The sequence below is a fragment of the Synechococcus elongatus PCC 6301 genome (genome assembly GCF_000010065.1).
Lineage (GTDB): Bacteria > Cyanobacteriota > Cyanobacteriia > Synechococcales > Synechococcaceae > Synechococcus > Synechococcus elongatus.
Genome location: NC_006576.1, coordinates 950,048 through 971,428, shown reverse-complemented (window position 1 = coordinate 971,428; position 21,381 = coordinate 950,048). Strand labels below are relative to the sequence as shown.

The window sequence follows — 21,381 nt, the reverse complement described above, 5'->3', positions numbered from 1 at the left end:
TTAGAGGCCCTCCAGAGGCACGGCCAGAAAACGAGCCAGCTCAGCGCCCTGCGATTCCAGTTCCGTTAGCGGTAGCGGCTGCCCAACTCGCGTTAGGGGAACGTCACCCCGACCTTTGACCTTGAGGTAGAGGGCCCGCTTGGGGTTCAGGCCTTCTTTAATGTCCACGCGCACCGCTTGGATATCGCTGAGGGGATAGGTGATTTCAACGCGACGATTTTTGCCCGGGAAGCCCCAGCGAAAGATGGTGGCTTTCTGAGTTTTGCGATCGAAGGCGTTATAGCCACCGCCGACATCGAGGCTGATCACAAACCAGAGGTAGCTGGCCAAGAGGATGGCTGCGATCCCGTAAAGGCCCATCACCAGTCCTTGGGGCAAAAAGGCCAGTCGGGTCGGCTCGGAAAAGGGCAACAGATTGACCTGCAGGTAGCTGGACAGGCCCGCCAGCAGAAATCCGGTCCCCCCGACCGAAACCGCGATCGCCCAAAAATAGTTGCTGGGGCGGCGGGATCCCAAGATTGGCTGCTGTAAAGAATCCGTCTCAACGGTCGCTACGGGGCTCGGCATAGGAGATGACGTCAGCGTATGAGTTCCGGTCTCGATCTTAGGTCGTGCTGGCCTGAGAGGGGCAGTTTCTGCGATTTCAATGAGTAGATCTGCTCAAAGGCTTGCCCCCAAAGGTCTCTGAGCAATTCGTGTCGGATTGTAAAAATCCTTGGAGCCGATATCATGGGGTGGACAACTTGCTGAAACGTTCTGATTTCAGTACGGCAAGAGGTTTTAGATCCAATGACGATTGCAGTAGGGCGAGCGCCAGCGGAGCGGGGATGGTTTGACGTCCTCGACGACTGGCTGAAGCGCGACCGATTTGTATTTGTGGGTTGGTCAGGGTTGCTGCTGTTTCCCTGTGCGTATTTAGCACTGGGCGGGTGGTTGACCGGGACCAGCTTTGTGACGTCGTGGTACACCCACGGCATCGCGTCTTCGTACTTAGAAGGCGGCAACTTTTTGACCGTAGCAGTGAGCACCCCAGCGGATGCGTTTGGGCATTCGTTGATGCTGCTGTGGGGCCCCGAGGCACAAGGGAACTTCGTGCGTTGGTGCCAGTTGGGTGGCTTGTGGAACTTCGTAGCACTGCACGGCGCCTTCGGCCTGATTGGGTTCATGCTGCGTCAATTTGAGATTGCGCGGTTGGTGGGCGTCCGTCCGTACAACGCGATCGCCTTTTCGGGTCCGATCGCAGTGTTCGTGTCGGTGTTCTTGATGTACCCGTTGGGTCAATCGAGCTGGTTCTTCGCTCCGAGCTTTGGCGTGGCAGCGATTTTCCGGTTTTTGTTGTTCCTGCAAGGGTTCCACAACTGGACCTTGAACCCATTCCACATGATGGGCGTGGCCGGGATTTTGGGTGGGGCATTGCTGTGCGCCATTCACGGTGCGACGGTGGAGAACACCCTGTTCGAGGATTCAGAGCAATCGAACACCTTCCGGGCATTTGAGCCGACGCAGGCCGAAGAGACGTACTCGATGGTGACGGCGAACCGTTTTTGGAGCCAGATTTTCGGGATTGCGTTTTCGAACAAGCGGTGGCTGCACTTTTTCATGCTGTTCGTGCCGGTGACGGGCTTGTGGATGAGCTCGATCGGGATTGTAGGTTTGGCGTTGAACCTGCGGGCGTACGACTTCGTGTCGCAGGAGCTGCGGGCCGCTGAGGATCCGGAATTTGAGACGTTCTACACGAAGAACATCTTGTTGAACGAAGGGATTCGGGCCTGGATGGCACCGCAAGACCAACCGCACGAAAAATTCGTCTTCCCCGAAGAGGTTCTGCCCCGTGGTAACGCTCTCTAGTCCTTCCGTGATCGCAGGCGGCCGGGATATTGACTCCACCGGTTACGCTTGGTGGTCCGGCAATGCCCGTTTGATCAACCTGTCCGGTAAGCTGCTGGGCGCTCACGTCGCTCATGCTGGCTTGATCGTCTTCTGGGCTGGTGCGATGACGCTGTTTGAAGTCGCGCACTTTGTCCCCGAAAAACCGATGTACGAGCAAGGCATCATCCTGCTCTCGCACTTGGCGACCCTCGGCTGGGGCGTTGGCCCTGGTGGCGAAGTCGTCGATACCTTCCCCTACTTTGTGGTTGGGGTTCTGCACCTCATTTCTTCCGCCGTTCTGGGTTTGGGTGGGATCTACCACGCCCTGCGCGGCCCTGAGTCGCTGGAAGAGTACAGCACCTTCTTCAGCCAAGACTGGAAAGACAAGAATCAGATGACCAACATCATTGGTTATCACCTGATTCTGCTGGGCTTAGGTGCCTTCTTGCTGGTCTTTAAGGCCATGTTCTTCGGCGGTGTCTATGACACCTGGGCGCCGGGTGGTGGCGATGTCCGCATCATCTCCAACCCAACCCTCAACCCGGCTGTGATCTTCGGCTACCTGCTGAAATCACCCTTTGGTGGCGACGGCTGGATTGTCAGCGTCGACAACCTTGAAGACGTGATTGGCGGCCATATCTGGATTGGTCTGATCTGCATTTCGGGTGGTATCTGGCACATCCTGACCAAGCCTTTTGGCTGGGTGCGTCGCGCCTTCATCTGGAATGGCGAAGCTTACCTCTCCTACAGCTTGGGTGCCCTGTCGTTGATGGGCTTCATTGCCTCGACGATGGTTTGGTACAACAACACCGTCTATCCTTCCGAGTTCTTTGGCCCGACCGCTGCTGAAGCTTCGCAATCGCAAGCCTTCACCTTCTTGGTGCGTGACCAACGCCTCGGTGCCAACATCGGTTCAGCTCAAGGCCCGACCGGTCTGGGTAAATACCTGATGCGCTCTCCTACCGGCGAGATCATCTTCGGTGGCGAAACCATGCGCTTCTGGGACTTCCGTGGCCCTTGGCTGGAGCCCCTGCGTGGACCGAATGGTCTGGATCTCGACAAGCTGACCAATGACATTCAGCCTTGGCAAGCCCGTCGTGCGGCTGAGTACATGACCCACGCACCGCTGGGTTCGCTGAACTCTGTGGGTGGTGTGGCAACGGAAATCAACTCGGTGAACTTCGTGTCTCCCCGTGCTTGGTCGGCGACCAGCCACTTCGTCTTGGCCTTCTTCTTCTTGGTCGGTCACCTCTGGCATGCAGGCCGCGCTCGTGCAGCTGCTGCAGGCTTTGAGAAAGGTATCGATCGCGCGACCGAACCCGTGCTCGCAATGAGAGACCTCGACTAATTCCAACTGCAGGACATTAGCCTCAAAGTCTGAAAAGCCCTTGCCTCGGCAGGGGCTTTTTCGTATCTCTGGGGGAATGACAACGCCTGCGAGCAGCTGGGGTGCTCTTACCGACAGGTGGGTTTGGGAGAAGTCACTGAGCGGCTCTAGTTTTCTGGAATCTTGCGGTGGAATAGTCCCAGCTCGCAGCCCTCTCGTCGCAAAGTCTCAGTTAGACGCTGCCAGTTCGGCAGCGATCGCAAGAGCATTTGTCCCACGGCCGATACGGTACTCGCGTCCATCTTGCTGCTCGCAATTGGCCAAAAAAAGGCGGCCTAGAAGGGCCGCCAGAGGCTAAGGAGAGGAGAAGTAGGCTAAGAGCGAGAATCGATCGCTGGAAATCACGTCCTAAACTTTGAGGGTGCGGAGTTGGCAGTTTTGTGGCGTGATTTGCTGCTTGATCAGGTTGGCCAGCTCTTGGAGTTGGCTAATCGCTTCTGCGCCTTCTAGCTTCATCAGCTCGCGATCGTCGCGCATCTCAGTCCAAGTGATGCCGTAGTCAGACACCAGAAAGCGAATCAGATGGTCGTTCCCCAAGCTCACCATGAATGAAGCGCTATTCATTTGCCCACCGCAGGTGTAGCAAGAGGCGAGATAGCCTTGGTTCTCGAGAGCAGTCGCCAGAGCTTGCAAGCTCATGACGAGATCTTTAACGAATTGTCGGTGTTGTTCTGCAAGCCGTATGAACACGATCGTTCTCCTGGGCTAGTCACAATTTTACACTTTCTTAAGATTGCTGGCTAACCTCTTAGATTTTGACTTGGTTTAGCGTGATCCCCTTTTTCTGTCAACTGTGCGGGTGGCTGTTAACGATGGGCTCAGTATTCCCGCGATCGCAGGGGAAGATGCAGGTTGGGGTCTAGTCTGCTAGTTCCCACCAGCCTAGGGTCGGTCCAATCAGGCGGACGGTGAACCAAACCAGCACTAGTGCTCCAATGCCGATCCAGGCTCCCTTGGTCGTGATGGCGATAAATTGCTCGGACTGTTGTTTGGTAATGGGCAGCCCAGGCAACAGGGGTTGATTCGCTTTCGCGTTGGCATCGCTGCTTTGACGGCGCTTAGCTTCTCCCACGGGGATCCTCTGGCTGCAAAACGTCCTTGGCTAGATCATCTCATGTCTCGGCCGAGCCCCTCACCGCAGGTGCCAGCCCTGGTTCAGAGGCTGCTGTCTTCTGGGGCAAGCCAAGGGTTGGCTTGATTCTCAAAGCTGAGCTGGCGCAAGTGTTCACTGGGGGCGATCGCTTCAAGGAATGCTTGCCCGTAGCTACGGCGCTGGAGGCGACCGTCATAGATAGCCAAGAGGCCGCTGTTTTTGCGCAGGGGAGCGATCGCCTGTTGTAGTTGCATCAGTGCATCGGGGAGCAGGAACTCTCGAAACCAGTCCCAGCGTTGCTGCTTGTAAAATTCAATCCGCGCCGCCGTCAGCGGCTGTTCAGCACTGGCAAAGGGCAGTGAGGCGATCGCGATCGCCGTCGGTGTAGGACGTTGGCTTTGCAGCCCCAGCCAGGTGCTCATGCTACAGAGATGGATGCTGTTGTCTGCCAACTTTGCAGTGGCGCCTACTTGAACTCGGCTGCCCCATTCCGCTGCGAGAGCGCTGGCGACCTGCTGCTGTAGAGGGCGGTCGTCGACAATCAGCACCACAGACTGGTTGCCTAGCCAAAGCAGCAGCAATCGCAATTCGTGCAGAAGCGCTTGCTGAAAGTGCGGGGTGTTGGGCAGAACGGCTTGCCGCGGCAGAAATAGCCGGAGGCCTGGGGCATGACGATCGCTACCAAACTGGGCGCTGACAGGATCAGGAAGCCCAAGCCGGCGAATCCAGGCCGGGGCTTGGCCAGCTGCATCACAGGCTTCAGCGGCCAAGAGTAAAGGGCGATCGCGCCAGAGAGGAGCAGCGAGTTCCGCAATCGCCAAGGGCTGTCGCCAGAGCTGGAACTGACCAGTTGCGCGATCGAGCTGGGCCACCTCCACAGCTGGGACTGGAACCTGTAGCCAGGTCTGCCAAGCCGCTGGTAAATCAAGCTGCGATCGCAACCAGATTTGCAGGGGTTCTAGGTCGGCGGCCTCAAGGCGATAGGTTCCCGTAGGATTGATCGGGCGCTGAAAGAGTTGGAAAGTCAGTCGGGCTTGCCAGTCTTGCAGTTGCCCTTGGGCTGCAGGCTGGCAACAGCGCAGCACTTCCCAATCCTGGGGCGTAATCACAGCGCTCGCTGCAGTGATCAATTGGGCTTCAAAGTCATCTGCTGCCATCACGGCTAGGGGCCAGTGGGGATAGTCCGCTTGGTGCGATCGCCAGCGGTCTAGATCGGTTAGCCAAACGCCTTGGAAATCAGGTCGCGGCAGCTGGTCGGCAATCAGCAGCGACTTGGCGAGGTTGAAGTGGCTTTGGAGTAAAGGAATCTCGCGGTGCAGCAGGCGATCGCGCAGGGGTGGGGCTGCCAGAATCACCACTGGGCCTTGCCAGAGCAACAGAGGGAGCAGCACGCTGCATAGATAGAGGCGATCGCCACCACTGGCGGGGAGGTGTAGCAGCGTTGGTTGCTGGAGGCGCAAGGAACGAGCTGCGAGCCGCGCCACACTGAGATGATGCGGCCAGGCATCTTCTGCAGTTTGCTCTCGCAGCCAGCGGCGCAGCAATTGGTGAACTTCGACCTCAAACATTGGCTCATCCTAGCGGCCTCGGGGTCGGTAGGATCAACAACAGTGGCAAGAGATGTTATGCGCATCGGCATTGTTGGACTGGGCCTGATTGGCGGCTCTCTGGGGTTTGATTGGCGCGATCGCGGTCACAGGCTCTTGGGCTACAGTCGTCGTCCTGCGACCTGTGAGCGGGCGATCGCGCGGGGCGTTGTCGACCATGCCAGTCCAAATCCAGCTGTGCTGACAGAGGCTGAAGTGATCGTCTTGGCGACCCCCTTGGGGGTGCTGGAAACGACCGTGCGGGAATTGCGGGATTACTGGCATCCGGAGGCGATCGTCACCGATGTCGGCTCGGTTAAACAGCCGATCGTGGCTGCCTTGGACCCCCTCTGGCCGCGCTTTGTGGGGGGGCACCCGATGGCGGGCACTGCTGAAAATGGGATTGAAGCCGCACTGCGGGGCCTGTTCCAGAATCGGCCCTACGTGCTGACGCCCACTGACCAGACGGATCCAGCGGCGATCGCGGTGGTTGCACAGTTGGCACAGGAACTGGGATCGGTGGTGCTGCACTGCGACCCCGCCAGCCACGATCGCGCGGTGGCCACGATTTCCCATTTGCCGGTCTTTATCAGCGCCAGCCTGATTCAGACCTGTCTGCAGGAACCGGATCCGGCGGTGCAAACCTTGGCAGCCACTCTCGCTAGCTCTGGCTTCTGCGATACGAGTCGGGTGGGTGGCGGCAATCCAGAGCTGGGGGTAATGATGGCTCGCTATAACCAAGCAGCACTGCTCGAGCAGATCGATCGCTATCAGATCCAGCTGGAACGCCTAAAGACTGCGATCGCCGCCGCCGATGAACCGGCGATCGCCGCAATCCTGCAGCAAAATCAGGAGATGCGGCCACGCTATCTTTAGGCCGGTTGAGGCTGAATTGAAGTCTGTTATGTCGAGTCAACCGACTGCCTCGCTCGAATCCTTGCAACAGGCTGAGCGAGTCTGGTCCCGACGGTTGAGTTTGGGGCTGCTGGCTCTGGCCGCAGGATCGCTTTCGCTGCTGTTGGTGCAGCCCCGTAACGAGCCCTGTGGCCGCTTTTGGATTTGGTGGCTGGCTCCCGTGGCTGAGCGGCTCTACTGCGCTGGGCAACAGGCGCAACAAGGGCAATTGGCCAGTTTGCAGCAGGCGTTGTTTCTGGCCCAGACCATTCCGGCATCCGACCCACTCTTCGACACGGCGCAGCGTTACATCGAGCAGTGGACCTGGCAGGCGATCGATCTCGCCAAAGTCAAGCTCGATCAGGGTGATCTTGCCGCTGCAGTTGCCATCTTGAAGCAGATCCCGACGGTAAAGTGCCGCGATCGCGATTGTGCCCAAACTGCCGTGACCGAGCGGCTGGAGCAGTGGCCTCAACTCTGGACAGCGGCGGAGCAATTGGTCGCGGAAGCGGAAGCAGAGCTTTTGCAACTGCAGTGGGATCGGGCGGCAGCTCTGGCCTCAGGCCTGTTGGCGAATGAAAGTCGCTACTGGAACAGTCAGCGCTATGAATCACTCAACCGGCGAATTGCTGCCGTGCGATCGCCCAAAGGTCCCTTCCCAACTGTGGCGCAGCAGTTGAGGAAGGGCGATCTGGACAGTCTATTGGCGGCGGTGCGGCAGCTCCAGACAGTGCCAACGACCAGCCCGGTGCGAGATGTGGCGGATGCCAACCTCAAGCGGACCGGCGATCGCTTGGTGGATTTGGCCAAAACTGCCCTCGATCAGCGGCAGTTGACTGCGGTGGAACAGGTGATTACAACCCTGCAAACGGTTCCTGCCCTCCAATCCACCGCACAGGATCTCCAGCAATTGCAGACGTGGCAAGTACGAACTTGGAGCGGTGAAGTGCCAGACTTGGCCAAGGCTGTGGCGGTGGCAGCAACCTATCCCCGCGATCGCCCCTTAGCAACGGTGATTCAGCAGTACAGCAGCCGCTGGCAATCGGAAATCGAGGACCTCCGGCGCTTAGCCCAAGCAGAGCAATTAGCGGCCAGCGGACGCATCGAGGACCTGCTTCAAGCCCTAAGCTCCATTCGGCTGATTGCCGAGACTAATCCCCGCTCGGCCCAGGTCAAACGCCTGCAGCAAAGTTGGCAGGCACGGATTGAGCAGAGCGAAGATCAGCCGACACTCCAAACCGCCGATCGCTTAGCAGCGGAAGGAAAACTGCTGGAGGCGATCGCCACCGCTCAGCGCATCTTTCCGGGACGGGCCCTATACACTGCTGCTCAAGTGAGAGTTCAGAACTGGCAACTGCAGATCGATGCTCAGGGCGATCGCGAACTACTAACCCAAGCCCAAGCCTTTGCCGCCAGTCAAGATTGGGACAGCGCCATTCGGATTGCTCAGCAGATTCCGCCGGGCCGACCGCTCTACAACGCTGCCCAAGCGCAAATTCGGGCCTGGGAGCAAGCGCGCCCGCCGCTGATTTTGCCTGATGATCCAGCAGCGCCTGCCCGTGGGGAGTTGCCCCCTAACTTGCCAATTCCTACCGGACGTTAAAGGTTAGCGTCAGAAGCTGACAAAGCTGATGTAATAGGGGCAACGGTGACTGCAGCGGAGTGGCAAATATGGCGATCGCATGGACTCGTAGGCTCTTGGGCTTGGCACTGTTGGGCAGTGGTGCTGGGCTCGTGGGTAGCCCGGCGATCGCGGCCGATCAAGCCACCATTGTGGAAATTCTGGACGGCAACCAAGTCTTCATTAACAATCGCCAAGTCCCAATCAACAGTCGTGCCAATCGTGATCAGGTCGTTCGAACCGGCGCTTCCCGCACTCAACTCCGCTTTAGTGATCAGGCGATCGGGCGGCTGGGGCAACAGTCTGTCATCAAAATTGGTTCCCGTTGCTTTCAGATCAGTCGCGGGCAAATTCTGATTTCTGGCCCCCAAAATGGCTGCACAAAATCGGCTCGGCTGAGTGTGCGGGGGACAAACTACGTCGTCGAAGTGGCTGAGGATGGAACCACCAATATCTCGGTGCTCGAAGGTCAGGTCGCTGTTACCACCTTTAAGGGCCAACCCGGTGCTGGGGACACCAATCCTGACCCGACCCTGACCACCAATCCCAACTTGAAGGAGCCGGGCGATCCGACCATTCAAGTTCCTGGCGGCAACAATCCTGCTGGACAGATTCCGGCACCGCCGAGCAACGGAGGTGCCTCCTCGCTGTCTACCGATCCCACGCTGACGGAGCCGGGCGATCCGATTGAGACCTTCCCCGAAAGTGAGGGCGAGACGGTCGTTCTGCAGGCTGGTCAGCAGCTGCAACTCAGCCCAGAGGGGGTTCTGCTGACCATTTTGCAGCTGACAGCGGGCGATTTTGCGGGCTTGCTGCAAGGCCAACTCTTCAGTGGCTACCAGGAGCCACTACCCGGTTTGTCCAGCATTCTGAACCAGTACCAAATTCTCTTTCCGGGCGTGGGTTTGCCTGGTATTCCCGGCATCCCAACCCCTTCAGTTCCGCGCCTTCCGTTCTTTTTCTAAGCTGTGGCCTCTTTTCAATTGGGCTTGAAGGGCGATCGCGCGAAGGTGTTACGCTGCCACTGACATTGGACTTGACGCTTGTGGCCCTGTTGGGCTGAGCAGTCGCGCGCTGAGAACGGATGATGCAGTCCAACCCGATCGATCGTTGGTGCTGGCGCTTATTGATCACGGCCAGCCTGCTGTTGGGTGGTTTGACCGCTTGGATGCCCCGCACGTTGCAGCGGACCGACCGAGCGTTGCAACAGCAGTTGTTACTGCTGCAGGGCACACGCCCAGCGCCCAATGATTTGCTGATCGTCAAAATCGACGATGCCAGCTTTGATCAAGCGGCCTTCTTTCGGGATGATCCCCGTGCTCCGGCCTGGGCGCAAGACTTAGAGGGCTTCCCGTGGCCGCGAGCAATCTATGCCCAAATCATCGATCGCCTGTTTGCTGCCGGTGCTCGGGCGATCGCGATCGACCTCCTGTTTGTGACGCCTAGCGCCTTTGGGCCTGCTGATGATGCGGCTCTGGCCCAGCGGCTACAGCGCTACGGCGATCGCATCAGCTTGGCGACGGAGTATCGCGAGCCGGATGGCAGTGGGGGCGGATTGAGCCTAGGCTCCTTGACTGAAACCCTCGGTCCCAATCTGCGAGTCGGCTACATCAATACGCTACCCGCGGATAACGGCCAAATCCTCGATCACCCTGCTCGCTACCGCGAAACGGTCGTTGAACCTCTCGGGCTGCCGCTCTTGCCCAGTTTGCCTGAGACTTTACAGACGCAGCAATCGCCGGCCCGTGCTCTGCGCTACTACGGCCCACGCGGGCACCTACCGCAGATTTCAGCCTGGCAAGTTTTGGATGATGCTGAGTGGCAGCGGATTCAAGGCCGAGTGCGCGATCGCCTCATTTTGATTGGCCCCACTGCTGCCTCCTTGCAGGATCAGCATGCGACCCCTTGGGGTGTTCAGGCCGGAGTCGAAATTTTAGCCACCGCCCTCGCTAACGATCGCGATCGCTCCGGGCTGCGGTTCTGGCCCCAATCTGCTTCCCTCCGAGCCTTACTAATTAGTTTGTTTCTGATTGCAATCGTGCTGTTGTCCCAACGAGGGCGATCGCTGCGCTGGCAGATTGCCCCGTCGATCGGCGGTGCTCTGCTCTGGCTAGGCGTCGCTTGGGTCAGCTTACTGGTGGGTTGGGCCTTACCCCTGTTGTTGCCGCTGGTAGGGAGTTTGACGATTGGGGTCAGCACGGGTGCGGCGGCCTATCTCCGAGAAGGGGTCGAGCGTCGTCGCCTCCGTCAAACCTTTGAGCGCTATGTTGCGCCAGCGGTGGTAGCAGAAATTCTCCAGAGCCCCCTCGAAGCTCAGCAGTTGCTGCGAGGCCAGCGGAGAGTTGTCACCGTCCTGTTCTGTGATCTGCGCGGCTTTACTGCCTTGACCCGCGATCGTGCCAGCTTGGGCGATGAAGAAGCGCTGATCAACCAACTCAACGAATATCTGACCGCCATGGTGGCCGCCATTACCCAAGTCGGCGGCACGATCGATAAATTCATCGGTGATGCCGTTATGGCGGTGTTTGGCTCGCCGCTCTCGCAAGGCGAAGCGGCTGATGCTACCGCTGCAATTGACGCTGCTTTGGCGATGCGCCAGGCACTTCATGAGCTCAACCAACGCTGGCAAGCGGAAGGACGACCTACCCTCGATAACGGCATCGGCATGCACTGTGGGCCGGTCCTTGCAGGAAACATTGGCTCGCCACAGCGGCTGGAATTCACAGTGATGGGCGATACGGTCAACTTGGCCAGTCGCTTGGAAAGTATGACCAAGGAACTCCAAGCCCCGATTGTGATCAGTCAAGCCCTGCTGCAGGTGCTCGGCGATCGCCTGCAAACGCGATCGCTGGGGCGCTCTGCAATTCGGGGGTATGGCGAAGTCGCCCTCTATGCTGTCGAGGGTTGGGCGATCGCCCCAAACAGGCTCCCCGTCCCAGGCGCTAGGGCTCCTGAGCATCCCACCTTGTCTGAGCATGCGTGATGGATCTTTTTGATCGCCTCGAACAATGGACCAGCACCCCCTTGCTCCGGCTGGGAAGTAGCCAGATTTCCCTCGGTTCACTGATTTTGCTGGCGGTTCTGGCAGGTTTGCTGCTCTATCTGATGCGCCAGATGAACCGCTGGTTGCGTGAAATTGTTTTGGTTCGGCTGGGTGTAGAGCGAGGCCCTCGCGAGGCGATCGCAACAATCACTAGCTATTTACTGACGAGTTTGATCTTGATCATTGGCCTGCAAGCGATCGGGGTCGATCTCAGTTCCCTCACGGTGCTAGCAGGGGTTTTGGGCCTTGGCTTAAGTCTAGGTTTACAGCGCCTAGCTGCTAGCTTTTTTAGTGGCATTACTCTACTGATTGAACAACCGATTAAGGTCGGTGATCTGGTGAGTTTAGATGGTGTTTTAGGAACAGTTGAAAAGATCTCATTTCGGGCAACAGCCGTTCGGACCCTCGACCATGTCCACGTGATTGTGCCCAACGATCGCCTCGTCGATTCCAACATTATTAATTGGAGCTATCAAAATACAGCCAGCCGCGTGCATCTACCGATCAGTGTGGCCTACGGCACCGACCCCCTCTGGCTGACTGATGCCTTGCTGACCGTCGCTCGCCAAGATAGTCGCGTACTCACTCAACCAGCGCCGACCGTTTGGTTTCGGAGTTTTGGCGATTCGACACTCAACTTCGAATTACTCTTTTGGACCGATCGCCCAGAGCTGATTGAGCCGATTAAAAGTGATTTGAATTTTCGGATTGCCAGTGAATTTGAACGGCGCGAGATTCAAATTCCCTTCCCTCAATTGGTCCTGCATCGACATCGCTCGGTGACAACTAGCGAACTACCCGACGACTACCTACCCAGCTTGCTACGACGGGTAGATCTCTTCCGGGATTATGACGACAGCCAAATTCGCTGGCTGATCGAAAAGGGCCGTCGTCGCACTTGCGTGGTGGGTGACGTCCTTTGTCGTGAGGGTGAACTCGGCGAAGAGTTTTATCTGATTCTGAACGGTCGTTTTAGTGTGCAAGTTAAGGGCCGAGAAGAAGCGATCGCCACTCTCGAATCGGGCAACTTTTTTGGGGAGTTGGCGGTGATGCTCGACATCCCTCGGACAGCGACCGTGGTTGCCCTCGAACCAGGTACATTGTTTGTCGTCGATCGCAATAATCTGCGGCATTTGCTAGAGCGCTGTCCAAACCTATCCCAGGTGATGGCCGAGCAGTTGGCCCAGCGTCAACAGGTTTTGACGAACGCAGGCTTGCTAACACCTACAGCCAATCAATCGCGCCCTGATCAACTGCGGGGAATTCTGCGCCGCGTCCTGCGCCTCTAAGTACGACTCAGTCTGCTGCCAAAAAAGCCTGATAGGACTGGCTCAATTCCGCCACGGCACTCTCGTAGAACTGTTGGCCATGCTCTGGCGTGGCCAAAGCCGGATTCGAACCCATACGGCCATCGGGGTAGCGCCTGCGAAAATCGTCTGCTGCGTAGATCGCGTGGCTGCTGTGAACCTCAACCGTCAGCGGTGCGGTCTTGATTGAGTCTGGGTAGATGAATTGTGTCAGGGCCACTTCGCTGGGGGTGGCGTGAGATCCTTCCTCATCGCCATAAAGCTCGCGGGCCAGCTTAGTGACTGCCGGCACCATAAACCAGTTCGCTAGATGACAGCGGAGGCGATCGGGTTCAGGACAGCGGCGATCGCCCGCAACAGCGTAAAACTCAGCAAAGGCTGCCCGAACTGTGGCGATGTTGCCGCCATGGCCATTGATGAAATAGAAGTGGCGAAAGCCATGCTGAGCCAGACTGCTGAGATAGTCGACAATCACCTGCAGCAAGGTACTCGGCCGCAAGCTGACACTGCCGGGAAAACCAAGATGGTGCAGCGCCATACCCACATTGATCGTCGGGCCGACCAGCGCCTGTGTGCGATCGGCAACTCCTTGGGCGATCGCTTCAGCGCAAATGGCATCTGTGCCGATCAAGCCTGTCGGGCCGTGCTGCTCAGTAGAGCCGATCGGGATGATAATGCCATCGCTCTGTTGCAGATAGGCTTCAACTTCGGGCCAAGTGGAACGCTGCAACAGCATGGGAATCAGTCGGTGAAGGCTGCCCCGATAATACTGACTTCCGCCCGCCGCAGGAGATCCGTAAGCTGAGAATCAGCCTTTACTGCAATCAAATTGCTTAGCCGAGTGGTCGCTCTCTGGGGCGATCGCTAGCGTGGTGAAGTCTCAATCCCCCTAATTCGGATGGATGCTGTCACCCAAGCCCGCTTGCTGCTGCAACTACCACTGGATTTTGATGAAGCGCAACTCAAGCGCCACTATCGCCAGCGTGCCAAAGCGCTCCATCCCGATCACAACGACAGCCCCGAGGCCCAAACTCAGTTTCAAGAACTGACCCTTGCTTACCAATGCCTCCAGCAATCGCTCCGCGATCGCTCGGCTGCTGCGGCTGCAGATCCAGCGGCTGCTCCCGAGAATTCTGGTGGCCCGAAGGTCACCGTGGTGCGGCGGCAAGCCTCGGCTCAGGCGGCTTCTAGTCCCCCACCCCCGCCGTTGACGCCCGAACAGATGCTGCTGCGTCGGAATGCCGAAGTGCAACTGGAAGATTTGCGACGACAGGGCAAACTGGTGCAGGCCCTGCTGGTTGTTGATGCACTACTCCAGCAGTTGCCTACCGATGCCCGTGCCCAGCAACTCAAAGGCTGGGTTTACTACGACTATGCACAACAACTCATTGGTCAAAACAAAGTCGATCGCGCCCGCCAGTATCTCAAAGGCGCTCTGAAGTGGGCGAAGGGTGATGCAGAGCTGTGGCGCCGCATTGAAGCCACCTACACGCGGCTAGAACGTCGGGGCCGTTCCTAGACCGGCGATCGCAGAACCTGAAATTGACGGTTGGCGCAATTGCTTGAGGTGTGAGGATCCAGAGAGCCCCACTCCAGCGATCGCTGCGCTGTCACCAGCGGAAATCGGGCATCATGGAGGTAGCCGGACGCGTGTACTATGATCAGCCCAATCCCGTCAGGGAACGGTGCCCCCTAAGTCCGATGGTCACGGGTCGTTCACAAGTCTGCCCTGGAGAACCACGATGCTACATCGCAAGATCTACCAACTCTGTAGCGATGGTCGGGAGGTCTGGGTGTTCCTGCGAGATCAGCAACGGTGGATTGAACGGGCTCGCATCCTCGATATCGAGGGCGACTTGGTAACACTTCGCTACGAAACCGAGGAAGAAGACGAAATTTGCTCTTGGGAAGAAATGGTGCGCCTCGAAAGCATTGGCGCGGTCACGCAGCGGCTGGCCACCTTCCCGCGCACCAATGTCGAAATCACAGTCTCAGAAGATTGTCCTGAAGCGGAACAGTTGCCCAAAAGCAGTGGTGACCTGCCCGAAAGTTAGTCTCTGAGGCTAGTGGGCTGTGCCGTTGCCGTGGTAATCATCAGAATCATAGAAGCCGTTGCGCGTTCCAAAGTAAAGCGTCGCAAGGGTGAAGGGGATGGTGAGCAGGAGCAAAACAAGCTTGAAGTCCATAGTGCGCGGCGATCGCAACCCGATACCCCTCAGCTTGCCGTGCCACTCAGGTCTTGGCGAGGCTCCTGTCGGCTTTCTTAATGATTGGCGGGCGTTGTGACCACAGCGGCGTTGTTGGAATCACCTTGGCACCCCTTGTTGAGCCAACCTGCTACGGAGGCCGCGATCGCCCTGTTGGGCTGCTGGCTCGTGCGCCGTTTTGCGGATGGTCGGGTCATTCGTGGGCGGATTGTCGAAACCGAAGCCTACGAAGCCGGCGATCCAGCCTGCCATGGGTACCGTCGTCAGACGGCACGAAATCGCTCGATGTTTGGTCCGCCCGGACAGGTCTACGTCTATCAAATCTACGGTCGCTATCACTGCATCAATCTGGCGACGGAAGCAGCAGACTTGGCGAGTGCTGTTTTGATTCGGGCGCTGGAATTTCCTGATACGGAGGCGATCGCAGGGGCTGGGCCAGGACGGCTGTGCCGATTCTTAGCAATCGATCGCCAACTGGACGGATCCTGGCTGGGGCCAACCAGTCCTCTCGATCTAGAAGCTGCCGATTACCCGTTGGGAACGCTGATTCAGACGACGCGGATTGGCCTGACCCGAGGAGTCGATTTGCCGTGGCGTTGGTATTTGGCCGAAAGCCCAGCGGTTTCGCGCCGCGATCGCCGGGCAGAAGCAGAACAAATGGGAGTGAGCGTGTGAGCGATTGGCAACGTCGACACATTCTGTCGTTAGCAGACTTTAGCCCTGTCGAATATGAAATGGTGTTGCGTACAGCGGCGGGCTTTGCTGAGGTTCTGCAGCGGCGTAATAAAAAAGTGCCGACCTTGCAGGGACAGGTGGTAACGACGCTGTTTTTTGAGCCATCGACGCGGACACGCAGCAGCTTTGAACTGGCGGCAAAACGGCTATCGGCAGACACGATTAACTTTGCGGCCAGCAGTTCATCGCTCAGCAAGGGCGAGACTATTCTCGATACGGCCCGCACCTATCTGGCGATGGGCAGTGACATTATGGTGGTGCGCCATGCTCAGGCCGGCGTTCCCCAGGCGATCGCGCGGGAAATGGAACGGCTCGGCACCGAGGTGCGGGTACTCAATGCCGGTGACGGTCAGCACGAGCATCCCTCGCAAGCGCTGTTGGATTTGTTCACAATCTGCAGTGTGATTCAGCCGGAGCAACCGAGTCTGGGTGCGATCGCGGGCAAGAAAATTGCGATCGTCGGCGATATCCTTCACTCGCGGGTGGCACGATCGAACATTTGGAGCCTGACGGCGGCCGGGGCTGAGGTGCATTTAGCCGCTCCACCGACGTTATTGCCTCCAGAGTTTGCCCAGTTTGCTAATACCCCAATTCCTGGCAGTGGATTGCCGCGCCAGCTCCAGATTCACTGGCAACTAGAGTCCGCATTGGAAAACGCTGATTTTGTGATGACTCTGCGCCTGCAACAGGAGCGGATGAGTCAGTCGCTCCTGCCGAGTTTGCGGGAATATCATCGGGAGTTTGGCCTAACGCGCGATCGCCTGCGGGTCTGCCAGCCAAGCGTGAAACTCCTCCATCCCGGGCCGGTCAACCGAGGCGTGGAACTCAGCTCTGACCTGATGGAAGACGAGTCGATCAGTCTGATTCAGCCGCAAGTCACCAATGGAGTTGCTGTCCGCATGGCTTTGCTGTACCTGATTGGGGCAGCGGTACCCGCTGCAATTCCGGCCTAGACCGAAGGAAACCGAGTGATGATGTTAGAGCGCCCCTGGTCGGAATTGCTGGTGATGCTGATGGGGGCAACGCCGCTGATCGAACTCCGGGGTGCTATTCCATTGGGTTTAGCGCTCAACCTCAACCTTGGCACCTCGCTGATCTTTGCTCTGATTGGCAACAGCTTAGTTATTCCGATCGTGCTGCTGTTGCTGCCTCGGATCATTCAGTGGTGTGAAGGCTGGCCGCCCTTTGAGCGGTTTTGGGAAGCCTTGGAGCGGCGGGTGCGGCTCAAGGGTGAAGCCACGGTGCAGCGTTACGGTGCGATCGGGCTGGGAATTTTTGTCGCGATTCCGTTGCCAGGAACAGGTGCCTGGGCTGGTGCAGCCTTGGCGGTCATTTTGGGGATTCGCCGACGCTATGCCCTGCCCTCCATTGGCTTCGGGGTGCTGACCGCTGGCATCTTGGTGGCGCTGATTGCAGGCGGAGTTCTGGCCGGATTTCAGGGCTTGGTACTGAAGGAGATCTCACTGTAGTTGCGGTCTGCTGTCTCGATCTCGGCTAAGCACAGGCGATTGTTCTCAGAAACTGAAAAATTCCAGGGCCACGATCGCTCTCCAAGCACGAATTTTCATAGGGCGATCGCTAGGCGTCCTCAGCTTTATGACGTAAGCTGAAAGAAAGTTAACAAAAATTAAGACAACTTCACCAGCCAGAACCGCTTCTGACTGGCCAAGGCTCGTCGTCCACCGTGTTGCCGAGGTTTCCCGTGGCCAAAACTGAAACCCCTACCTCCGACTTAGTCCGCACCTACCTCCGTGAAATTGGTCGGGTGCCCCTGCTGACCCATGAAGAAGAGGTTGTACTTGGGAAGCGGGTACAGCAATGGATGAAGCTGCAGGAACTCCGACAGACACTGCAATCAGAAGAGGGCGATCGCGATCCTAGTGATCTGGAGTGGGCTGCAGCAGCAGGGCTGTCGATCGAGGAGTTGCGTCAGCAACAGCATCTGGGCGAGCAGGCCAAGCGCAAAATGATCGAGGCGAATCTGCGCCTTGTCGTTTCCGTCGCCAAAAAATATCTGAAACGCAATATGGACCTCTTGGATTTGATCCAAGAAGGGACGATCGGCATGCAGCGCGGCGTCGAGAAATTTGATCCGACCAAAGGCTATCGCTTTAGTACCTACGCCTATTGGTGGATTCGCCAAGCAATTACACGGGCGATCGCGGAAAAAGCACGTACGATTCGGCTGCCGATTCACATCACCGAAAAGCTCAACAAGATCAAGAAAATGCAGCGTCAGCTGTCACAGCAGCTAGGTCGCACGGCGACCTTGCCGGAACTTGCTGCGGCACTGGACCTGACTCCAGCACAGGTGCGTGATTACCTCGAAAAAGCCCGGCATCCCTTGTCCTTGGATTTGCGCGTCGGTGATAACCAAGACACCGAGTTGGGTGACTTGCTAGAAACCGACTGCACGACGCCGGAAGAGTTTACCCTCCAAGCTTCAATGCGTCGGGATATCGATCGCCTCTTGGATCAATTGACTGAGCAACAGCGACAAGTGATTGCCCTGCGCTACGGACTTGAGGATGGCCAGGTGATGACCCTCGCCTCAATTGGCGATCGCCTGCAAATCAGTCGCGAGCGTGTGCGTCAGTTGGAGCGTGAAGCGTTGCATACCCTGCGCCAAGCTCGATCGCAAGTGCAGGAATACTTGGCTAGCTAGTGTTTCCGGCGGCAGCCATTCCTGAACTGCGGCGATCGCTGCTGGCCTGGTACGGGCAGCAGGGTCGTGATTTGCCCTGGCGGCAGACTCGCGACCCTTACGCTATCTGGATTTCGGAGGTAATGCTGCAGCAAACCCAAGTCCAGACGGTCATTCCTTACTACCAGCGTTGGCTGGAGCGGTTTCCAACCGTAGAGGTGTTGGCGATTGCCGATCTCAACGCCGTTCTCAAAGCTTGGGAAGGCTTGGGCTACTACAGCCGTGCCCGCAATTTGCACCGCGCCGCCCAACAGATTGTGACGGAGCATCAAGGGCGCTTTCCCGAGTCTGCAACTGCAGTCGAAGCCCTGCCCGGCATTGGCCGCACGACAGCGGGTGGCATTCTCAGTGCGGCTTTCAACCAACCGCAAGCGATTCTCGATGGCAATGTCAAACGAGTTCTGGCTCGTTTGGGGGCGTTACCGTTGCCACCGGCCCGAGCGATCGCTCAACTCTGGCAATGGTCAGAAGCGCTGATCGATCCTGATCAGCCCCGCGACTTTAATCAGGCGATCATGGACTTGGGCGCGACAATTTGTACGCCCCGTAAACCTGTCTGCGATCGCTGCCCGTGGTCGTTTGCCTGCGCTGCCTACAATACCCAAATGACTGAACAACTGCCCTTGCGCGAAGCTAGCTCTCCAATCCCGCACAAACAAATTGGGGTCGCGGTGATTTGGAACGATCGCGGTCAGATTTTGATTGATCAACGTAAACCGGAAGGATTGCTCGGCGGGCTCTGGGAATTTCCAGGCGGCAAGATTGAAGCGGGTGAAAGCATCGAAGACTGCATTCGTCGTGAGATTCAAGAAGAACTGGGCATCGCGATCGCAGTTGGTGATCATTTAATTTCCGTTGATCACACTTATACGCATTTCCGAGTGACCTTGCACGTTCACTACTGTCAGCATTTAGAGGGTGAACCGCAGGCGATCGAATGTGCGGAAGTTCGCTGGGTTGAGCCGACTGAATTAAGTGAATTCGCATTCCCAAAAGCGAATCAGCAAATCATTACTGCAATCCTTAAGTCCAAGGTTCAGTAATCAATTCTTAGCCGTTTTGGCCTCAAGCTACTGTCCTGATTTTGATAGTTGGCGACTGAGCTTTTTAGCTCACTCTTAAAAACTTTTGAGTATCGTTTGGGCAAGTGATCGTGCAATTGAATGGCGGGCTTAGTTTTGTTGCTTTGATCATCATTCATTGCGATCGCTTAACCCAAATTAGGCTGTATAGCTGATCGCTCAATGGTTTTTGGCTTCTGCAACAGTTTGTTAATGCTGCCGCGCCTGCATCCGGCTCAAGCTGGGATGATGAGAGGCGGAGCCTGCCCCGTGCTAGCCACAACCAGCGAGCTCATTGCTGATCGAAATTCGTGCCACGTCTATGACCGTCGCCACTCCGAACCTTACGACCGTTCCGGTGCCTCCAAGTGACTCGCGCGAGCGGGTCAAGCAGTTCATGCAGACCCTGCAAGACGAGATTTGCGCAGGTCTAGAAGCGCTCGATGGCGGTGGCCAATTTCGAGAGGACAGCTGGGAGCGTCCTGAAGGGGGTGGCGGGCGATCGCGCGTCATCCGTGAAGGTAATGTCTTCGAGCAGGGCGGCGTTAACTTCTCGGAAGTCTGGGGCGAAAAACTGCCGCCTTCGATCCTGGCGCAGTATCCCGAAGCTGCCGGCCATGGCTACTTTGCGACGGGCACCTCGATGGTGCTGCACCCGCGCAATCCCTACATCCCAACGGTGCACCTCAACTATCGCTACTTCGAGGCAGGGCCTGTCTGGTGGTTTGGCGGCGGCGCTGACCTAACGCCCTACTATCCCTTTGCGGAAGACGCCAAGCACTTCCACAGCAGCTTTAAGGCTGCTTGCGATCGCCACTACCCGCAGTTCTACGACGTCTTCAAACTGTGGTGTGATGAGTACTTCTTCCTCAAGCATCGCGGTGAAACGCGCGGCATTGGCGGCATCTTCTTCGACTACCAAGACGGGCGTGGCGACCTCTACAACAAGGGGCCCGCTCCTTCCGGCCCTGCGGGTCAAAAAGCGGCTGAAGTCGGCATTGTTTCCGATCTCAACTGGGAAAAACTGTTTGCTTTTGCCCAAGATTGCGGTCGTACCTTCCTGCCAGCCTACAGTCCGATCGTGGAACGTCGCAAAGATACCCCTTGGGGCGATCGCGAGCGCCAATTCCAGCTCTACCGTCGAGGCCGCTACGTCGAATTCAACCTTGTTTACGATCGCGGCACGATTTTCGGGCTGCAAACTAACGGCCGCACCGAGTCGATCCTGATGTCCTTGCCGCCGCTGGTGCGCTGGGAATACATGTATCAACCGGAGGCCGGCAGTCGCGAGCAAGAGCTCTACGATGTCTTCCTCAAGCCCCAAGACTGGGTCAACTGGCCGACCGCCTAGGATTCCAAGGCGCGTAGGGGCAACGATTGGGTCAGGGTGATCAACTCATCGCGGTGGGCCGTCACAGTTAAGTCTGAGCGGTCCGCTGCAGTAAAAGCCAGTGTGACCCGTTCCGGCCGTTTGGCTTTTTGCCAGTACAGGCGACCGGCGATCGGTGCTAGGGTCGCTGGGATCAAGGCTAGTTGGGGGCTGCTTCCAGTCGCAATCGCCACCACCAAGCCCAAACAACCCAGCCCAGTGGCAGCCAAGGTTGCCACGAACACTGCCAAAAATAGGCTGGGTGCAACAATCCCTTCAAAAACGACCCGCTGCTCTGTCGGATCATTTTCGATCACGCGGTAGGCTCGACTGCGGAAATAGTCCTGGAGACGCGCAATCAAGGTGGGACGATCGAGGTCACTTTCAAATAGCTGTGTCGTCGTCCGATCTTTGAAGGAGCCTCGAATAAAGAAGACGAGCCCAATCACGGGCAGTAGCGTGATGAAAAAGACCGAGGCGAGCGTGACACGATCGGACATAGCGG

General features: G+C 57.5%; 23 protein-coding genes. 15 read left to right on the top strand and 8 right to left on the bottom strand.

Features of this window, described 5'->3' with window-relative positions; all coding sequences use genetic code 11:
- Complete coding sequence (locus tag SYC_RS04600; protein WP_011243186.1) at nt 1-567, bottom strand: photosystem I assembly protein Ycf4; 567 nt, start codon at nt 565-567, stop codon at nt 1-3.
- Nucleotides 568-789: 222 nt separating this feature from the next.
- Here SYC_RS04600 and psbD point away from each other — a divergent pair, with 222 nt between their 5' ends.
- Complete coding sequence (gene psbD, locus SYC_RS04595) at nt 790-1,848, top strand: photosystem II D2 protein (photosystem q(a) protein) (RefSeq protein ID WP_011243185.1); 1,059 nt, start codon at nt 790-792, stop codon at nt 1,846-1,848.
- Nucleotides 1,832-3,217 (top strand): photosystem II reaction center protein CP43, encoded by a 1,386-nt coding sequence (gene psbC, locus SYC_RS04590; RefSeq protein ID WP_011243184.1) that lies wholly within the window; start codon nt 1,832-1,834, stop codon nt 3,215-3,217. Before psbD ends, psbC begins: the two co-directional genes overlap by 17 nt.
- A 146-nt stretch (nt 3,218-3,363) precedes the next feature.
- On the opposite strand, the gene SYC_RS14145 is transcribed toward psbC, so the two are convergent.
- The 4 genes from SYC_RS14145 to SYC_RS04575 form a co-directional block, all read right to left on the bottom strand.
- Complete coding sequence (locus SYC_RS14145; RefSeq protein WP_265575062.1) at nt 3,364-3,498, bottom strand: hypothetical protein; 135 nt, start codon at nt 3,496-3,498, stop codon at nt 3,364-3,366.
- A 106-nt stretch (nt 3,499-3,604) separates the two neighbouring features.
- Nucleotides 3,605-3,946 (bottom strand): DUF1815 family protein, encoded by a 342-nt coding sequence (locus SYC_RS04585; RefSeq protein ID WP_011243183.1) that lies wholly within the window; start codon nt 3,944-3,946, stop codon nt 3,605-3,607.
- Between the two features lie 169 nt (nt 3,947-4,115).
- Nucleotides 4,116-4,328: a DUF2839 domain-containing protein gene (locus SYC_RS04580; RefSeq protein WP_011243182.1), complete on the bottom strand. Its 213-nt coding sequence runs from the start codon at nt 4,326-4,328 to the stop codon at nt 4,116-4,118.
- Between the two features lie 83 nt (nt 4,329-4,411).
- Nucleotides 4,412-5,917 carry a helicase C-terminal domain-containing protein gene (locus SYC_RS04575; protein WP_011243181.1) on the bottom strand — a complete coding sequence of 502 codons (1,506 nt, stop codon included), beginning with the start codon at nt 5,915-5,917 and terminating at the stop codon, nt 4,412-4,414.
- 57 nt (nt 5,918-5,974) lie between these two features.
- Here SYC_RS04575 and SYC_RS04570 point away from each other — a divergent pair, with 57 nt between their 5' ends.
- From SYC_RS04570 to SYC_RS04550, 5 genes are all read left to right on the top strand, one after another.
- A complete protein-coding gene (locus SYC_RS04570) occupies nt 5,975-6,811 on the top strand; it encodes a prephenate/arogenate dehydrogenase (RefSeq protein WP_011243180.1) in 837 nt (278 codons plus the stop codon).
- A gap of 28 nt (nt 6,812-6,839) precedes the next feature.
- Nucleotides 6,840-8,432 (top strand): hypothetical protein, encoded by a 1,593-nt coding sequence (locus tag SYC_RS04565; RefSeq protein ID WP_234701799.1) that lies wholly within the window; start codon nt 6,840-6,842, stop codon nt 8,430-8,432.
- Between the two features lie 68 nt (nt 8,433-8,500).
- Entirely contained in the window at nt 8,501-9,415 is a 915-nt protein-coding gene (locus tag SYC_RS04560; protein ID WP_011377670.1) for a FecR family protein, read from the top strand.
- Nucleotides 9,416-9,534: 119 nt separating this feature from the next.
- Nucleotides 9,535-11,433: an adenylate/guanylate cyclase domain-containing protein gene (locus SYC_RS04555; RefSeq protein ID WP_011243177.1), complete on the top strand. Its 1,899-nt coding sequence runs from the start codon at nt 9,535-9,537 to the stop codon at nt 11,431-11,433.
- Nucleotides 11,433-12,782, top strand: coding sequence for a mechanosensitive ion channel domain-containing protein (locus tag SYC_RS04550; protein WP_011377671.1), 1,350 nt, complete (start codon nt 11,433-11,435; stop codon nt 12,780-12,782). Before SYC_RS04555 ends, SYC_RS04550 begins: the two co-directional genes overlap by 1 nt.
- A gap of 7 nt (nt 12,783-12,789) precedes the next feature.
- Here SYC_RS04550 and SYC_RS04545 read toward each other — a convergent pair whose 3' ends face one another.
- The gene (locus SYC_RS04545) at nt 12,790-13,536 is read right to left on the bottom strand and encodes a creatininase family protein (protein ID WP_011243175.1); all 747 of its coding nucleotides are present in this window, start codon (nt 13,534-13,536) and stop codon (nt 12,790-12,792) included.
- A gap of 162 nt (nt 13,537-13,698) precedes the next feature.
- Here SYC_RS04545 and SYC_RS04540 point away from each other — a divergent pair, with 162 nt between their 5' ends.
- Both SYC_RS04540 and SYC_RS04535 read left to right on the top strand, forming a co-directional pair.
- Nucleotides 13,699-14,319, top strand: a complete 621-nt coding sequence (locus tag SYC_RS04540) for a J domain-containing protein (protein WP_011243174.1) — start codon at nt 13,699-13,701, stop codon at nt 14,317-14,319.
- A 223-nt stretch (nt 14,320-14,542) separates the two neighbouring features.
- Complete coding sequence (locus SYC_RS04535; protein ID WP_011243173.1) at nt 14,543-14,854, top strand: DUF6679 family protein; 312 nt, start codon at nt 14,543-14,545, stop codon at nt 14,852-14,854.
- A gap of 9 nt (nt 14,855-14,863) precedes the next feature.
- Here SYC_RS04535 and SYC_RS14140 read toward each other — a convergent pair whose 3' ends face one another.
- Nucleotides 14,864-14,986 carry a hypothetical protein gene (locus tag SYC_RS14140; protein ID WP_039755839.1) on the bottom strand — a complete coding sequence of 41 codons (123 nt, stop codon included), beginning with the start codon at nt 14,984-14,986 and terminating at the stop codon, nt 14,864-14,866.
- Nucleotides 14,987-15,082: 96 nt separating this feature from the next.
- Here SYC_RS14140 and SYC_RS04525 point away from each other — a divergent pair, with 96 nt between their 5' ends.
- The 6 genes from SYC_RS04525 to hemF all read left to right on the top strand — a co-directional run bounded on the left by SYC_RS04525 (nt 15,083) and on the right by hemF (nt 20,858).
- Nucleotides 15,083-15,682: a DNA-3-methyladenine glycosylase gene (locus SYC_RS04525; protein WP_011243172.1), complete on the top strand. Its 600-nt coding sequence runs from the start codon at nt 15,083-15,085 to the stop codon at nt 15,680-15,682.
- Nucleotides 15,679-16,695 (top strand): aspartate carbamoyltransferase catalytic subunit, encoded by a 1,017-nt coding sequence (locus tag SYC_RS04520; RefSeq protein WP_011243171.1) that lies wholly within the window; start codon nt 15,679-15,681, stop codon nt 16,693-16,695. Before SYC_RS04525 ends, SYC_RS04520 begins: the two co-directional genes overlap by 4 nt.
- 18 nt (nt 16,696-16,713) lie before the next feature.
- A complete protein-coding gene (locus tag SYC_RS04515; protein WP_011377674.1) occupies nt 16,714-17,211 on the top strand; it encodes a COG2426 family protein in 498 nt (165 codons plus the stop codon).
- Nucleotides 17,212-17,444: 233 nt separating this feature from the next.
- A complete protein-coding gene (locus SYC_RS04510; protein ID WP_011377675.1) occupies nt 17,445-18,407 on the top strand; it encodes an RNA polymerase sigma factor, RpoD/SigA family in 963 nt (320 codons plus the stop codon).
- Nucleotides 18,407-19,489, top strand: coding sequence for an A/G-specific adenine glycosylase (gene mutY / locus SYC_RS04505; RefSeq protein ID WP_011243168.1), 1,083 nt, complete (start codon nt 18,407-18,409; stop codon nt 19,487-19,489). The genes SYC_RS04510 and mutY overlap by 1 nt, the downstream gene beginning before the upstream one ends.
- A gap of 340 nt (nt 19,490-19,829) precedes the next feature.
- Nucleotides 19,830-20,858, top strand: coding sequence for an oxygen-dependent coproporphyrinogen oxidase (gene hemF / locus SYC_RS04500; protein WP_011243167.1), 1,029 nt, complete (start codon nt 19,830-19,832; stop codon nt 20,856-20,858).
- Here the strand turns inward: hemF and SYC_RS04495 are convergent.
- The gene (locus tag SYC_RS04495) at nt 20,855-21,376 is read right to left on the bottom strand and encodes a cofactor assembly of complex C subunit B (protein WP_011243166.1); all 522 of its coding nucleotides are present in this window, start codon (nt 21,374-21,376) and stop codon (nt 20,855-20,857) included. The genes hemF and SYC_RS04495 overlap by 4 nt on opposite strands.
- Nucleotides 21,377-21,381 lie beyond the last annotated feature (5 nt).

Excerpts from the sequence above, each read along its gene's own strand:
- SYC_RS04600 (WP_011243186.1), bottom strand. The coding sequence starts at position 567 with ATGCCGAGCCCCGTAGCGACCGTTGAGACGGATTCTTTACAGCAGCCA.
- psbD (WP_011243185.1), top strand. The coding sequence starts at position 790 with ATGACGATTGCAGTAGGGCGAGCGCCAGCGGAGCGGGGATGGTTTGAC.
- SYC_RS14145 (WP_265575062.1), bottom strand. The coding sequence starts at position 3,498 with ATGGACGCGAGTACCGTATCGGCCGTGGGACAAATGCTCTTGCGATCG.
- SYC_RS04575 (WP_011243181.1), bottom strand. The coding sequence starts at position 5,917 with ATGTTTGAGGTCGAAGTTCACCAATTGCTGCGCCGCTGGCTGCGAGAG.
- SYC_RS04570 (WP_011243180.1), top strand. The coding sequence starts at position 5,975 with ATGCGCATCGGCATTGTTGGACTGGGCCTGATTGGCGGCTCTCTGGGG.
- SYC_RS04565 (WP_234701799.1), top strand. The coding sequence starts at position 6,840 with ATGTCGAGTCAACCGACTGCCTCGCTCGAATCCTTGCAACAGGCTGAG.
- SYC_RS04560 (WP_011377670.1), top strand. The coding sequence starts at position 8,501 with ATGGCGATCGCATGGACTCGTAGGCTCTTGGGCTTGGCACTGTTGGGC.
- SYC_RS04555 (WP_011243177.1), top strand. The coding sequence starts at position 9,535 with ATGATGCAGTCCAACCCGATCGATCGTTGGTGCTGGCGCTTATTGATC.
- SYC_RS04550 (WP_011377671.1), top strand. The coding sequence starts at position 11,433 with ATGGATCTTTTTGATCGCCTCGAACAATGGACCAGCACCCCCTTGCTC.
- SYC_RS04545 (WP_011243175.1), bottom strand. The coding sequence starts at position 13,536 with ATGCTGTTGCAGCGTTCCACTTGGCCCGAAGTTGAAGCCTATCTGCAA.
- SYC_RS04540 (WP_011243174.1), top strand. The coding sequence starts at position 13,699 with ATGGATGCTGTCACCCAAGCCCGCTTGCTGCTGCAACTACCACTGGAT.
- SYC_RS04535 (WP_011243173.1), top strand. The coding sequence starts at position 14,543 with ATGCTACATCGCAAGATCTACCAACTCTGTAGCGATGGTCGGGAGGTC.
- SYC_RS14140 (WP_039755839.1), bottom strand. The coding sequence starts at position 14,986 with ATGGACTTCAAGCTTGTTTTGCTCCTGCTCACCATCCCCTTCACCCTT.
- SYC_RS04515 (WP_011377674.1), top strand. The coding sequence starts at position 16,714 with ATGATGTTAGAGCGCCCCTGGTCGGAATTGCTGGTGATGCTGATGGGG.
- hemF (WP_011243167.1), top strand. The coding sequence starts at position 19,830 with ATGACCGTCGCCACTCCGAACCTTACGACCGTTCCGGTGCCTCCAAGT.
- SYC_RS04495 (WP_011243166.1), bottom strand. The coding sequence starts at position 21,376 with ATGTCCGATCGTGTCACGCTCGCCTCGGTCTTTTTCATCACGCTACTG.